At 63.5% G+C, this 13,444-nt stretch carries 17 protein-coding genes; 9 read left to right on the plus strand and 8 right to left on the minus strand.

Going from position 1 to position 13,444, the window contains the following annotated elements; translation table 11 throughout:
• Positions 1-114: 114 nt before the first annotated feature.
• The 4 genes from OSJ75_RS16725 (at position 115) to OSJ75_RS16740 (ending at position 2,830) form a co-directional block, all read left to right on the plus strand.
• Positions 115-969, plus strand: a complete 855-nt coding sequence (locus tag OSJ75_RS16725; protein WP_267228817.1) for a D-alanyl-D-alanine carboxypeptidase family protein — start codon at positions 115-117, stop codon at positions 967-969.
• Between the two features lie 113 nt (positions 970-1,082).
• Positions 1,083-1,664: a hypothetical protein gene (locus tag OSJ75_RS16730; RefSeq protein ID WP_267228818.1), complete on the plus strand. Its 582-nt coding sequence runs from the start codon at positions 1,083-1,085 to the stop codon at positions 1,662-1,664.
• The gene (locus OSJ75_RS16735; protein WP_267228819.1) at positions 1,664-2,254 is read left to right on the plus strand and encodes a hypothetical protein; all 591 of its coding nucleotides are present in this window, start codon (positions 1,664-1,666) and stop codon (positions 2,252-2,254) included. Before OSJ75_RS16730 ends, OSJ75_RS16735 begins: the two co-directional genes overlap by 1 nt.
• Before the next feature lie 3 nt (positions 2,255-2,257).
• Entirely contained in the window at positions 2,258-2,830 is a 573-nt protein-coding gene (locus tag OSJ75_RS16740; protein ID WP_267228820.1) for a hypothetical protein, read from the plus strand.
• Positions 2,831-2,862: 32 nt separating this feature from the next.
• On the opposite strand, the gene OSJ75_RS16745 is transcribed toward OSJ75_RS16740, so the two are convergent.
• The 3 genes from OSJ75_RS16745 to OSJ75_RS16755 all read right to left on the minus strand — a co-directional run bounded on the left by OSJ75_RS16745 (position 2,863) and on the right by OSJ75_RS16755 (position 7,057).
• On the minus strand, positions 2,863-4,161 hold the full coding sequence (locus OSJ75_RS16745) for a hypothetical protein (RefSeq protein ID WP_267228821.1): 1,299 nt from the start codon (positions 4,159-4,161) through the stop codon (positions 2,863-2,865).
• A 104-nt stretch (positions 4,162-4,265) separates the two neighbouring features.
• Complete coding sequence (locus OSJ75_RS16750) at positions 4,266-5,450, minus strand: MFS transporter (RefSeq protein ID WP_267228822.1); 1,185 nt, start codon at positions 5,448-5,450, stop codon at positions 4,266-4,268.
• A 779-nt stretch (positions 5,451-6,229) separates the two neighbouring features.
• Positions 6,230-7,057, minus strand: coding sequence for an aldo/keto reductase (locus OSJ75_RS16755; protein ID WP_267228823.1), 828 nt, complete (start codon positions 7,055-7,057; stop codon positions 6,230-6,232).
• A gap of 174 nt (positions 7,058-7,231) precedes the next feature.
• On the opposite strand from OSJ75_RS16755, the gene OSJ75_RS16760 reads away from it, so the two are divergent.
• Entirely contained in the window at positions 7,232-8,134 is a 903-nt protein-coding gene (locus tag OSJ75_RS16760) for a LysR family transcriptional regulator (RefSeq protein WP_250020311.1), read from the plus strand.
• Positions 8,135-8,237: 103 nt separating this feature from the next.
• On the plus strand, positions 8,238-8,567 hold the full coding sequence (locus OSJ75_RS16765; RefSeq protein ID WP_267228824.1) for a hypothetical protein: 330 nt from the start codon (positions 8,238-8,240) through the stop codon (positions 8,565-8,567).
• A gap of 18 nt (positions 8,568-8,585) precedes the next feature.
• Here the strand turns inward: OSJ75_RS16765 and OSJ75_RS16770 are convergent, their stop codons facing one another.
• The gene (locus OSJ75_RS16770; protein WP_267228825.1) at positions 8,586-9,455 is read right to left on the minus strand and encodes a DMT family transporter; all 870 of its coding nucleotides are present in this window, start codon (positions 9,453-9,455) and stop codon (positions 8,586-8,588) included.
• A gap of 20 nt (positions 9,456-9,475) precedes the next feature.
• Positions 9,476-9,889 (minus strand): VOC family protein, encoded by a 414-nt coding sequence (locus OSJ75_RS16775; protein ID WP_250020308.1) that lies wholly within the window; start codon positions 9,887-9,889, stop codon positions 9,476-9,478.
• Positions 9,890-10,053: 164 nt separating this feature from the next.
• Between OSJ75_RS16775 and OSJ75_RS16780 the strand changes: the two genes are divergently transcribed.
• Positions 10,054-10,215 carry a Thivi_2564 family membrane protein gene (locus OSJ75_RS16780; protein WP_250020307.1) on the plus strand — a complete coding sequence of 54 codons (162 nt, stop codon included), beginning with the start codon at positions 10,054-10,056 and terminating at the stop codon, positions 10,213-10,215.
• Positions 10,216-10,277: 62 nt separating this feature from the next.
• On the opposite strand, the gene OSJ75_RS16785 is transcribed toward OSJ75_RS16780, so the two are convergent.
• The gene (locus OSJ75_RS16785; protein ID WP_267228826.1) at positions 10,278-11,159 is read right to left on the minus strand and encodes a LysR substrate-binding domain-containing protein; all 882 of its coding nucleotides are present in this window, start codon (positions 11,157-11,159) and stop codon (positions 10,278-10,280) included.
• A gap of 126 nt (positions 11,160-11,285) precedes the next feature.
• Here OSJ75_RS16785 and OSJ75_RS16790 point away from each other — a divergent pair, with 126 nt between their 5' ends.
• Complete coding sequence (locus OSJ75_RS16790) at positions 11,286-11,492, plus strand: hypothetical protein (RefSeq protein WP_250020305.1); 207 nt, start codon at positions 11,286-11,288, stop codon at positions 11,490-11,492.
• Here the strand turns inward: OSJ75_RS16790 and OSJ75_RS16795 are convergent.
• On the minus strand, positions 11,489-11,677 hold the full coding sequence (locus tag OSJ75_RS16795; protein ID WP_250020304.1) for a hypothetical protein: 189 nt from the start codon (positions 11,675-11,677) through the stop codon (positions 11,489-11,491). The two genes, OSJ75_RS16790 and OSJ75_RS16795, sit on opposite strands and share 4 nt — an antisense overlap.
• Before the next feature lie 80 nt (positions 11,678-11,757).
• Entirely contained in the window at positions 11,758-12,099 is a 342-nt protein-coding gene (locus tag OSJ75_RS16800; protein ID WP_267228950.1) for an ArsR/SmtB family transcription factor, read from the minus strand.
• Between the two features lie 118 nt (positions 12,100-12,217).
• Between OSJ75_RS16800 and OSJ75_RS16805 the strand changes: the two genes are divergently transcribed.
• A complete protein-coding gene (locus tag OSJ75_RS16805) occupies positions 12,218-13,390 on the plus strand; it encodes an MFS transporter (RefSeq protein WP_267228827.1) in 1,173 nt (390 codons plus the stop codon).
• Positions 13,391-13,444: the final 54 nt, after the last annotated feature.

Consider the following 13,444-nt stretch of genomic DNA (forward strand, 5'->3'; position numbering starts at 1 on the left):
ATGGCTTGGACAGGCATGGCTTGGCGCGGATCGAGAAATAGGCTAACAACCGGGCAGCAAGGGCGGCGCCGCGCCGCCCGGCCCATCCGTAGTCAATTGCCGCCGCGAGTGTCCATGTTTCCCATTTCCTTCGTCAAGATCGCGCTCGCCCTCTGTTTCGCATTGAGCCTGGCGAGCGGTTGCAGCTCGACGTCGCGCGATCCGGTGGGCGCAATCACGCTTGCTCCCGTATCCGAAAAGTCGGCCTCCATCGTCGTGGACGGCAGCACCGGAGCCGTGCTGCAGCAATCGAGTGCCGACCTGCCGCGCATCCCGGCCTCGCTGACCAAGATGATGACGCTCTATCTGGTGTTCGAGGCGCTGGAATCGGGGCGGATCACCAAGACGACGCCCATTCCCGTCTCGGCCCACGCGGCTTCGCAGCCGCCGAGCCGGCTGAGGCTCAAGCCCGGCCAGTCGATCGATGTCGATACGGCGATCAAGGCGCTGGTGGTGAAATCGGCCAATGACGTGGCGGTGGCGCTGGGCGAATATCTCGGCGGCACGGAGGAACAGTTCGCGGCGCAGATGACGGCCAAGGCGCGGCAGCTCGGACTGCGCAGCACCGTCTTCCGCAATGCGTCGGGCCTGCCGGACAGCCAGCAGGTGACCACCGCGCGCGACATGGCGCTGCTCGGGCTTTCGCTGCGCAAGCATCATCCGCAATATTACTACTACTTCGGCGAGAAGGACTTCATGTTCAATGGCAAGTTGATCCGCGGCCATAATCGCGTCCTGGCGCAGGTCGAAGGCGCCGACGGCATCAAGACCGGCTATGTGCGCGCATCCGGCTTCAACATCGTCACCTCCATCAATGACAATGGCCGCCAGCTGGTCGCCGTGGTCATGGGCGGCGAAACAGCCCGGCAGCGCGACGCCCAGGTGGTCAGCCTCGTCAATGCCTACCTGCCGCAGGTCGCCTCGCGCTAGCCAGGTCGCTTCTCGGTCAAATGCCGATACGGGGTTGAAATCCTCCCCCCAGCCATTGCATCTTGGCGCGCACGAGTCGTTTTGATTGGCAATTGGCGGGAGGGAGGCCAGCCATGAGATCGCATCTGATGGCGTTTCGCAGCAAGGCCGCGGCCTGGCTGACAGCGGGGATAGGTTCGTTCCTGGCGCTCGGCGTTGCCTTTGCCCTTGGCGCCTTCGAAGCCATGCCGAAGGACACTCTGCCCAAACTGACCGCCGGGGAGACCATGGAGGCGGGGAAATGGCGCATAAAGCCGCTCCGGCTCTGGTCCACCGACAAGAAGGTCTTCAGCACGACGCCGAAAGAGGGCCTGCGGGCGCTGGTGCTGGAGGCGGAAGTCATGAACCGTTCCGTCAAGTCGGACAGCGGCTATGCCACGGCCCTGCGCCTGCCGATCGAATTTGCCGCGGTCGAGCAGCCGATGGTCTACCTCATGCGCGATGAAACGCTGATGCCCGACCTGCAGCCCGGAATGCCGGAAAAGATGACCTATGTCTGGCTCATGCCCGCCGATGCCATGCCGAAGGACCGCATGATCTTCGGCATCGAGGCGTTCCAGTTCAAATACCGCAATAATCTGACCGGGACGCCCGGCTGGTGGAACAAGCACATTGCCGGCACGCTGGAAATGCCGCTGGCGGCGGAGCAGGGCTGATGCGCCGGCTCGTCAATGTCGCCGTCCTGCTGGTGGCGATCGGCGTCCTCTTCGCCATGCAGCAGACCAAGCCGCGCTATGGCGAGCTGACCGGCGCGATTCCGGTCCATGGCAAGATGCACGAGAAGGTGCGGGCGCGGCAATTCGAGGTGACGCTGGACGAGGTGGTCTTCGCGCGCGAACTGGCGGTCACCGAATTCGGCAAGACCCGCATCGCGACGACATCCGGGCTCTGGGCGATCGTCACGGCGGAACTCGGCGCCACCGAAAGCTCGACGGGCGTCTCGTCGGCGATCTGGAAGGGCCCGACCGGGCTGCTCTTCAACCTCAGCGACAGGGGCGGATCCTCCGGCGACCAGCAACCGCCCTTCCTGGTCGAGCCCGGCCTGCCGAAGAAGGTGCGTTTCGTCTTCGAGATCAATCCGGATCAGGTCAATGGCGCCACCCTGCTCGTTTCCAGCAAGATGGAGCCGGTGCTCGATTCGGAGGCCCGCATTTCCATCGACGATTTCCGGAAGTTCAATGATGGCGCGCCGCTGACCGTGGACCGTTTCGACCTGTCCCGTCCGGTAAACATTGCGGGGAATTGAGCCATGGCGAACCCAGTTCAGACCGGTGAAAGCCCCGAGCGGGTCTGGCGGCGGCGCAGCCTGCTGGCGCTGGTCGTCGTCGTGCCTCTGGCGCTGGTCGTAACATCCTATCGCGACGTGCTCGAACTGTCGAAATATCGTGACGTCTTCGCCACGGATATCGCGCCCGGCGAAACGGCGGACTATGCCGGCAGCCGCTGGCAATTTCTCGGCATTCGCAATGCGACAGGCGAAATGCGGCCCGGACGGCAGCCGCCGAAGGGAGCTGTGCCGGTCATTGCCCGTTTCGCTGTGGAGATCGGCGATCCCGACCTGCGCAATCTGTGGCTGATGTGCTCCGTCAGGCTCTACGACAAGGCCGGGCGCTCCTGGCTGCCGGCCAATGTCAACGGCCTGCCGCGGGCGCAGGAGGGCATCCAGACCTGTATGTCGGCAACCTTTTCGGGCGCGGCGCAGGGCGACCGCATGGTGATCGAGGAACGCTATCTCGTGCCGGAGAATGTCGTGCCGGAACTCTATCCGACCATCGGCGTCCATAGCCAGCGCCCGCGCTATCTGCGCTTTGCCGCGCCCTGAAAAGGTTCAGGCCTCGGGTTCACGCGCAGGGTTCACGCGCTGGCGGGGGCCGGCGAAGGCTGCTCGGCCGGGGCCTTGCGGGTCATCGAGAATGCGGTTTCCAGTACGGCGGCGAGGAAGCAGATGCGCAACGGCTCGATGAGGATGCCGGTCGATGAATCCTGCAGCGGGCTTCCGAACAGGAAGCTGACGAAATTGCCGAGCACCGACCATTCATTGAGGCCGTGCGGGCCGATGAGCCGCGCGGCGCCGAGCCACAGCCACGCGCCGGCCCATTCGATGAAGCGATAGCCGAGGATCAGCGTGATGATGAGGAGCAGGCCGGAATTCAGCGTCAGCCGCACGCCATTGGCGATCGGCAGATAGCGCGAGCGATAGCCGCCGATGAAGTGCTCGACGAAATCGCGCAGGAATTTCGGGATCGACTTGTAGCGCTCGCCGAACCGCTCCACCCGGCGGTGGATGCGCAGCAGTTCCTGCTCGTCGCGCACGTCATAGCCGTAGACGATGGCGACCATGACCAGCCAGATCACCGGCAGCAGGGCGTGGAAGAACAGGCTGACGGCGAGCGTTCCGGCGCTTTCGGGAACCTGTTCCACGGCCACCATGGCGGCCGCATGGGCATGGCCGATCGGCTGTACCAGCACAGCCAGCAATTGCTCGAACCACGACCAGAGCCGGCCTTCGACCAGCATGTTCATCCACTGGTCCTTCCAGCGGCTGATGATGTAGAGACCGATGAAGATCCAGTTCGTCTCGCAGATGACCATGACGATCTGCCAGATCGCCTTGCCGGTGCGCTCCCGCATCGTCTTGGCGAAGCGGCGCACGGCCCAGGATATGACCACGGACAGGAGGATCCATTTCGAATCGAGCACGTCCAGCACATTGCCGCCCTCGCCGCCAAACGGCATCATGGCCAGGGCGAGGCGCGAATATTGCCGCACCGTATCGCCGAGAAAGCCCCAGGCGGCGTAATAGGCGAAGAAGGGAAGCAGCGCCACGCCGATGATCGTCGCAAGGCGCGAAAGGCCGCCCGGGCCAGCATCGCCCGTCGTTCGAGTGTCGCCGTCGCCCTGCGCCGCCATGACGGAGGGCAGGCCGGGGCGGACGATGAGGATGAGGGAAACCGTGGTCACCAATTGCGCGAGGGCGACCAGCGTCAGCACGCCAAGGCCGAGATAATGGTTCACATAGGCGGCCCGGACGGCGAGGTACATCAGCAGATCCGTCGCCATCAGGCCGAGCAGGAGGACGAGGACGAGCTGTGGCCAGAACCTCAGCCAGAGTCGCATTGTCAGTCTGATCGGCAGAGCCATTTCGGCCAGCATGGAACGCCTCCCTCACGAATCCCATGCCGACCTTAACTGTTTTTGCGGCTATGCCAAGTTTGGGCCAAGATTGGGCCAAGCTTGGGCAAGGCTTGGCCTCGCCCTCAGGCATGGGCCAGCGCCACCTGTCCCTCGCGCCTGTCGAGCTGGTGGCTCCAGATCGTCAGCACCATGGCGCCGAGGACGAGCAGCGAGCCCACCCATGGCGTTGCGCCGAGCCCGAGCGGCGATGCCACCACGATGCCGCCGAGGAACGCGCCGCCGGCTATGCCGAGATTGAAGGCGGCGATGTTGAGCGCGGAGGCCACGTCGACGGCACCCGGCCGGTGGAGCTTCGCCAGCTGCACCACATAGAGCTGGAGGCCGGGAACGTTCGAGAACGACAGGGCGCCGAGCACCGCCAGCGTCACCAGCGACCATACCGGCGAGACGGCGGTGAAGGTCAGGATGGCGAGGGCGATGGCCTGCAGCAGGAACATTACCATCAGCGCCTTGACCGGATTGCCGTCGGCCAGGCGTCCGCCCGCCATGTTGCCGATGGCGATGGACAGGCCATAGAGCACGAGCACCAGGCTGACGGTCGAATTGGCAAAGCCGGTGATCTCCTCGAGCACCGAGGCAAGGTAGGTGAACATGACGAAGGTGCCGCCATAGCCGAGCGCCGTCATGGCGAAGGCAAGGATCAGCCGGCCGCTGCCGAGCACGCGCAGCTGGTCCATGAGGCGGGCGGGCGGTGCCTTGGCGATGGTGGAAGGCAGCAGGAAGGCGATGGCGAGGAAGGCGATGACGCCGAGCAGCGACACGGCCCAGAATGTGGCGCGCCAGCCGAGTTGCTGGCCGATGAAGGTGCCGAGCGGGACGCCGGTGACGATGGCGACGGTGAGGCCGAGAAACATCGTGGCGATGGCGGAAGCGCGCCGGTTGGGCGCCACGAGATCGGCCGCTATGGTCGCGCCGACGGAGAAGAATACGCCATGGGCAAAGGCGCTCAGCACGCGGGCCACGAGCAGCATCGCATAGGTCGGCGAGAGCGCGGCGGCGCTGTTGCCGATGATGAAGAGCGCCATCAGGCCGAGCAGCAGCGGCTTGCGCTCGACGCGGCCGGTGAGGGCGGTGAGGATCGGGGCGCCGAAGGTGACGCCGAGCGCGTAGACGCTGACGATGAGGCCGGCCAGCGGCAGGTTGATGCCGAGATCTGCGGCTACGGTCGGCAGCAGTCCGACAATGACGAATTCGGTCGTTCCTATGGCATAGGCGCTGATCGTCAGCGCCAGAAGGGCAAGAGGCATGGTCTTTTCCTCGGATCAAGGTTGAATGGAGCCCGGCGACAGCCGCCGGTTACGTTGCAGCCAATATGGCGCGCGGCGATTGCATTGATAACCGAGCTGCAACGCTCAACCTTTGTGAAGCGAATTCACAGATGAGGGGATGGGGTGGGTGGCAGGGGGATAGTTCTGCGAGGTTTCAGATCATGGCTCCCTGCTTTTCTGCAATCAAATCAATCATCCTCATCCTGAGCCCCTCATGCTGAGGCTGTCGAAGCACGAAGCACGCACATCATTTATGCAACGCGCGGCCCTCCGTGGGGGATAAGTGGAAACTTATCCCACCACTTTGAAACCGGGTTATTGTGATTCGGTCCTTTCCAGTGGGGGAGCAGCTTCCGGTGCTGTTTCGACAAGCTGGGAAAGGGTGGCGTTGCCGGGATATCGGAAGTGACAACCCCGATCGACCAGCAAACTGCAGATGGAAACGGAGGTGGCGCTTCGTTTTCCGGGTTGTTGCGTCTGACAAGCGTGGCAATAGTAGGCAAAGACGTCGCGGGCGGTCTTCGGACCTCGACCCTGATACCACTACGACGCGCTGAAGACCGCCCGTCTCCCCCCATTTTCAATGACCAGACGCGATTGCGCGGGCGTGGTGAGGATTTTCCGTATTTAACAAGAGACTGCACAAACGTTGTTGCGCCCTTCGACAAGCTCAGGATGACGGGAGAGTTTTGCAGGGTTGTAGGTCTGCGAGCTCAACCCCGCCAACCTGTCAGAACCACCACCCTGCCAAACTCCCCTCAGCGGTCCCAGTCGGGAGCGAGGTGCCCGGGATTGACAATGCGCCCGTCCGGCCGGGCCAGAGCGTGCAGCGCCTGCATCTGCGTCTCCGAAAGCACGAAATCAAATATGTCGAAATTGCTGCGCAGACGATCCTCGCTGACGGTTTTCGACAGCGCGATCACGCCGTCCTGCTGCACGAGCCAGCGCAGCACGACCTGCGCTTCGGATTTGCCATGGGCCGCGGCGATGGCCTTGATTGCCGGATCGCCGATCACCTTGCCATCGGCCATGGCGTAATAGGCGGTGATGCTCATGCCGCTGCGCCGTGCCGCTTCCAGCACTACCGTCTGGTCGAGATAGGGGTGATATTCGATCTGGTTGGTGACGATCGGCGCCTTGCTCAGCGATACGGCCTCGGCCATGAGCGCCGTGCTGAAATTGCTGACGCCGATATGCCGGACCTTGCCCGCATCGCGGACCTCGTTGAGCGCGCCGATGCGCTCCGCCAGCGGAACAGGGCTCTTAGGCCAGTGCAGCAGCAGCAGGTCGATGTAATCCGTCCGCAATTTCCCGAGGCTCTCGTCGACGGAGGCGATGAGATCCGCATGGGCATATTTGTCGACCCAGACCTTCGTCGTCAGGAATACATCCTCGCGCCGCACGCCCGAACCCGCGATCGCCTCGCCGACCTCGCTTTCATTGCCATAGATCTGCGCGGTATCGACATGGCGGTAGCCGAGCTTCAGCGCCGCCGGCACCATGCGCAGCACGTCCGCGCCGGGCATGCGGTATGTGCCGAAACCGATTGCGGGAATGGCGGCTCCATTGGCGTCAACATTGAACATCGATCTTCCTTTCAATAATGGGCTTTCAACAATGGGCTTCCAACAACGGGAACTGTCATGCGCTCTTGCGGGCGCAATCCGGGAGTGGATATGGAACGTTCGATTGCCTATGATAATCGCAGCTTATCGCTTAACTCCTGTGAATGGAATTCATAGGTCGAAAGGTTCTGCCCGATGGACAACAGGATAGGGGAAATGGACGTGTTCGTCACGGCGGTCGAACTCGACAGTTTCTCGGCTGCCGGCCGTCGCCTTGGCCTGTCGCCCTCCGCCGTCAGCAAGATGATCCGCCGCATCGAGGACCGGCTCGGCACGCGGCTTCTCGTCCGCTCCACCCGCTCGCTGCAATTGACGCCCGAGGGCGAAATCTACCGCCAGCGGGCGAGGCGCATCATCGCCGAGATCGAGGAGACGGAGCGGGTCGTCGCTTCCGGCGCCTCGGTCGCGCCGCGCGGCCTGCTGCGGGTCAATTCCTCCGTCGCCGTCGGCCAGAGCCTCATCCTGCCGCTGATGCCGAAATTCCTCGAACTCTACCCGGAGGTGGAGCTCGACATGACGCTGAGCGAAAGGGTGGTGGACCTGATCGGCGAACGCGCCGATATCGGCATCCGCGTCGGCCCGATGCGCGATTCCAACCTCAAGGCGCGCAAGCTCTGCGAAAGCCGGAAAGTGGTGGTCGCGGCGCCCGAATATCTGCGGCGGCACGGTACGCCGCAGCATCCGGACGAGCTCGAGAACCACAATTGCCTGAACTTCAATTTCCGCCGCGCCGTCGAGGAATGGCCGTTCATGGATCCGAAGAGCGGTATTGTCGAGATGATCCCGATCTCGGGAAATTTCCTCGCCAGCAGCGGCGCGATCAACCGCCAGATGTGCCTGGCGGGCCTGGGCATCACCCGGCTCGGCGCCTTCCACCTTGCCGACGATATTCGCGAGGGCAGGCTGGTGGTGATCCTCGAGGATTACAATCCGGGCGATCTTGAGCAGATCAATGCCGTCTTCGTCGGCCATGATTATCTCGCCACCCGCGTGCGCACCTTCATCGATTTCCTCGTCGAGCACATGGGCGCGCGGTGATCGCCCGGAACGGTATGGAGAACGACATGGATATTGGAACTCCCGGCCTGAATTTGCCTTTATCTGTGCATACGCGCATCATGAAAAAGCGAAGGAGCATGGCATGGGAAACGAAGCGATAGTCCGGCTTCAGCGGCACGCTGACCTGGTGCAGCAGCTCGTCAAACAGGTTCCGGCCGCGCTGAACCGGCCAAATCTGACATTCGAACAGGCCTCGCGCCTGCATGGCGTGATCGACAAGGGCGTGCGCGATTTCGGTGAGGTGGAAGCCATGATCGGCCAGGCGGAGGTGGACGCCTCCTATCGGCGCGCCGCCGCCAGCCTGGCGAAGATCTGGGCCCATCTCGCCAGTTCCGCCGAGGCAAGGGTGCAGGCGCTGCGGCCGGCGGAGGATGTCGAGGATGCCATTGCCGTGCAGGAGGACGAGCCATAGCGCCCGGCATGGCCCGGTTCACGGCTTCGCCGGCGGCTTGCGGTTCTTCAGGTTGAGCGCATTGCCGCACAGGATCAGCGCTGCCCCGGCGGCGGTGTAGATGTCGATCTGTTCCGCATAGAGCAGCCAGCCGACGACCGCCGTCAGCGGCACCCGCAGGAAGTCCATGGGCACCACCACGGTCGCATCCGCATGGTTGAGCGCGCGGGCCATGCAATAATGCGAGAACGTGCCGGTGAAGGCGATGATGATGATCCACGGCATCACTTCGAGGCTCGGCCAGCGCCAGAACCAGGCGGCGGGCAGGAAGCCGATGGCGGACTGGATGACGAGCATCCAGAAGATGATGCGCACCGCGCTGTCCGTGCGCGTCAGCGATTTGACCATGGTGAAGGAAATGCCGAAGGTCAGCGCCGCGCCGAGCACGATCAGCTGGCCGGTCTCGATCGAGGCCATTCCGGGCCGGACGATGATGACGACGCCGATGATGCCGAGGAGCACGGTGAGGCCGCGCCACAGGGTGAGGCGCTCGCCGAGAAAGGCCACCGCCAGCAGCGCCGTCCACGCCGGCGTGGTGAATTCTATGGCGATCAGCTGCGCCAGCGGGATGAGCGAGAGCGCCTGGAGCCAGGCGAACTGGCCGGTGTAATGCGCGGTATTGCGCGCAATGTGCAGCCACATCCGGCTGGTCTGCATGGCGCGCAATCCGCCGGCGGCGCGTACCAGCGGATACAGCATGACCAGGCCGATCAGCGAGCGCATTTCCATGATCTGGAAGACGTTGAGCTCGCGCGAGGCCTCGCGGCCCGACACCGCCATCAGGATGATGGCGACAAGCGAGCCGGCCATCCACAGGGCCGCCCTGATATTCGATTGCTGGGGTTCCATGGCGAGCGCCGCTTGCCGGCCTATCTGGCGTAGATGCCGGCGAAGTCGGCAAAGCCCTTGACCTCGATGGGATTGCCCGAGGGATCGCGGAAGAACATGGTCCATTGCTCGCCCGGCTCGCCCTGGAACCGCACGACGGGCGGCATGACGAAATCCACCGAATGCTGCTTCAGCCGCTCCGCCAGCGCGTTCCAGTCGTCGAGCGGCAGGATCACGCCGAAATGCGGCATCGGCACCATGTGGTCGCCCACCTTGCCGGTATTGGCGGTGGCGAATGGCTGGCCGAGATGCAGCGAGATCTGATGGCCGAAGAAATCGAAATCCACCCATGTGTCGGTGCTGCGGCCCTCGGTGCAGCCAAGGACGCCGCCATAGAAGCGCCGGGCCTCGTCAAGATCGGTTACATGATAGGCGAAATGGAAAAGTGAGGGCATGGCGTGATTCCGAACGGGTGAGGGAGCCGCAGGCTATCAGCTTGGCGCCCTCCTAACAATCTCGGCTTGCGGAGGATGAGAGAAGCGGGGCTGCCGGAACCAATCGCCCGGGACGGGAGTTTAGTAGCGCTACACTTACATTGATCTCAAAACAGGAAATTGAAATGTCGATCTTGATCAGTCTTTTGATCACCGTTCTGGTGATTTTCCTAGTCCTTTATCTCATCCAGATGCTGCCGCTCGATGGCCGGGCAAAGCAGATCGCCCAGGTCATCGTGGTCGTCATCGGCATCATCTCGCTGCTGCGCTATCTCGCCATATTCTGATCCGGCAGCCGGAGCGGCCGCGGCGGCCGTTCCGCGCTTCTGAGGCGCCATCCATCCTCGAACTAGTCATCCTCGAGCTGGCCCAGCAGCCAATCCCTGAAGGCCCGGATCTTGGGGACATTGCGCCGCGTCTCCTTGTAGACCAGCCAGTAATAGAGGCCTTCGCTGCCGACGATGTCGAAGGGCTGGATAAGCTGTCCTTGTTCGAGCTCCGTCTGGTAGAACACCGGCGACAGAATGCCGACGCCCATTCCGGCAAGCACGGCCTTGCCCTCCAGATGCTGGTCGCCGAAGCGGCTGCGCGGATTGCCGAGCAGGTTCGGCTCGGGGATGCCGACGACGCCGAACCACAATTTCCACCAGCTGTCGCTCGGGTCAACGATCGGCAGTTTCAGCAGGTCTTCCGGCTTATGAATGCCGCCGATCGACTCCGCCAGCGCCGGCGTCAGCATCGGCGTGAACTGCGCATCGAATATCCTGTGCGCGGTCAGCCCCGGCCATTTCCCATGGCCCGAGCGCACGCCGACATCTGCCTCCTGCCCATTGAAATCGATCAGGTCGCGCGTGGCTTTCAGCCGTACGGCAAGGTTTGGATGCGCCAGCTGGAACGAGCCGAGCCGCGGCACGAGCCAATTCGCCGCGAAGGTCGGAATGGTGGTGATGGCGAGGATGCCATCGGCGTTTTCGCGGGACGAGGCGATAGCGCCGCGGATCAGGTCGAAGGCTTCGCTGATTGCCGGCGAAAGCCGCGCGCCGACCTCGGTGAGGATGACCTGACGCGGCCTGCGCAGGAAAAGCGGCGCGTCGATGCGCTCCTCCAGAAGCTTGATCTGGTAGCTCACCGCCGCCTGGGTCATGCCGAGTTCCTCGGCCGCGCGGGTGAAGCTGCCAAGCCTGGCGGCGGCCTCGAAGACGCGGATTGCGGATAGGGGCGGAAGCTGCATCGATCGTCTCGCATAAGCTGTACTTATGTATGCTAATCGGGGTTTTGTTGGAATACAAGCACGGGAGCGCGCATCTTGCCGCCATCAAACGGGCCCCGGAGCGGCCCGGCGAGCGGAGTTGAAACGATGAGCAACATGGCAATTCAGACGTGGCGGCCGGCGGCGAAGGAAAGCTGGTGGCAGCGCATTCGCGGCCGTTTCGGCAAGGGCAGCACGGCCATCATTCGCGCCGAGGAACTATCGGATCACATGTTGCGCGACCTCGGCCTGCTCGACGGCCGCGACAGGAAGGGCGACGAGCGGAGCAGCCATGTGGATGGCGCGCGGTTCTAGGAGTCGAAATCGGTCTCGAGGCGCTTTTCCAGCGCCACGAGATCGTCGGGCAGGGGCATGCCCATCGCCTTCAGCTCGTTCAGCTGCTCGCGCAGTCTTTCGTGAATCTCATGCGCATCCGCTGGCCGGGAGACCATGTCCTCCATCAGAAGTGCGATCCTGGCTTTGATGTCTTCGAAGGCCATGCCTGTTCTCCCATTGATGCAACGGCGCTGCATCCGACCATGCTAGACCAAATTTTGTTTATTTAAAGCCGCATCCGGCTTCAGGCGTCGACTTCCTCGTCGGCGGTGGGCGCCGCGGAGAGCACCGAGGCCAGAAACCCCGGAAAACGCGCCTCCAGGTCGCCGCGGCGCAGGCTGAGCAGGCGCTTGGTGCCGTCGGGACGAACATTGATGATGCCGGCCTCGCGCAGCTTGGCGATATGGTAGCTCAGCGCCGTCTTCGAGCCGAGATTGAGGAAATAGCTGCATGTCACGTTGCGCTCGCTCTCGCCATGGCGGGAGAGGATCGAGACGATGGCGAGCCGCGTTTCGTCGCCAAGGGCGCCAAGCACGGCGGGCAATGTGATGTCTTCCTTCGAGGGGTGATGAAGCACATTGGTCATGCCCAATGAATAGCAATTGGCAGGAGAGTTTTCAATGTTCAATATTCGTTGAACTTTCCCTTGACAGACGATGCGGCGGTCGTAATAGTTCAACATTCATTGAACATCGAGGCGCAGCATGGATATTCGGCTCATCGGATTGGCACTGGGGACTTTTGCCATCGGCATCGAGGGTTTCGTCGTCGCCAGCCTTCTGCCGCAGATCGCCGGCGATACGGGCGTCACGCTTGTCCAGGCCGGCTATCTGGTCGTGACCTATGCCTTTGCCTATGCCATCGGCGCGCCGATCGTCGCGGCGATCACCGGGTCGCTCGACCGGCGCAGCATATTGGCCGGCAGCGCGCTGGTTTTCGTCGCGGGCTCGCTGCTGGCCGCCATCTCTCCGAATTATATCCTGCTCATGGCGGCACGGCTGCTGATCGCCGTCGTCGCGGGACTTTACGCCGCCACCGCCCAGGCGACCGCCGTCGCCATATCGGAGCCGCATCACCGCGGACGGGCGATTTCGGCCATCGTCGCCGGCACCACGCTCGCCGTCGCCTTCGGCGCGCCGCTCGGCGCTTTCATCAGCGGCCTTGCCGGCTGGCGCGGCACCTATCTGTTCATCGCGCTCGTCGGCATGCTGGCAAGCCTCATCGTCTGGTGGGTGCTGCCCGCCGGCCTGCGCGCCGACAGGCTCAGCCTGAAGCAGAGGCTTGCGGTGATCCGGCATCCGGGGCTGCTGCCGGCACTCCTGACCATGCTGCTCTATATGACCGGGGCTTTCGCGGTCTATACCTATATCGCCGCCATCGCGCTGGACGGCGTCGGCCTTGGCCGCGAACTCCTGCCGGTCATCCTCCTCGCCTTCGGCGTCGGCGCGGCGCTCGGCAATTTCCTCGGCGGCCAGCTTGCCGATCGTTTCGGCGCGACGCGCACGGTCGTCCTCTCATCCGTACTGAGCACGCTGACGCTGGCGGCGGTCAGCTGGATCATGGCGTTGCCGCAGGATATTGCCGGTCCGGTACTGATTGCCCATATGGTGCTCTGGGGCGTCATCGCCTGGATGTTCGCCCCGGCGCAGGCGAGCCGCATCCTCTCCATCGCGCCGGAAAGCGCGCCGCTCGCGCTGTCGCTCAACTATTCGGCGCTCTATCTCGGCGTCGCCATAGGCTCGATGATCGGCGGTGTGGTCATTGCCGAGTTCGGCCTGCAACAATTGGGATGGATCGGAGCGATCTTCCCCGTCCTCGGCCTTGCCGTCATGCGGCTTGCCCGCAGCACGCGACCGCGCGATCTGTCGCTCGCCTGACGCGCGCCCCGTTCCTTCGGGCAGCTTCTTCGGCAGCCATTTCCAGACGACGAG

Source organism: Phyllobacterium sp. 0TCS1.6A (assembly GCF_026420825.1).
Classification (GTDB): Bacteria; Pseudomonadota; Alphaproteobacteria; order Rhizobiales; family Rhizobiaceae; genus Phyllobacterium.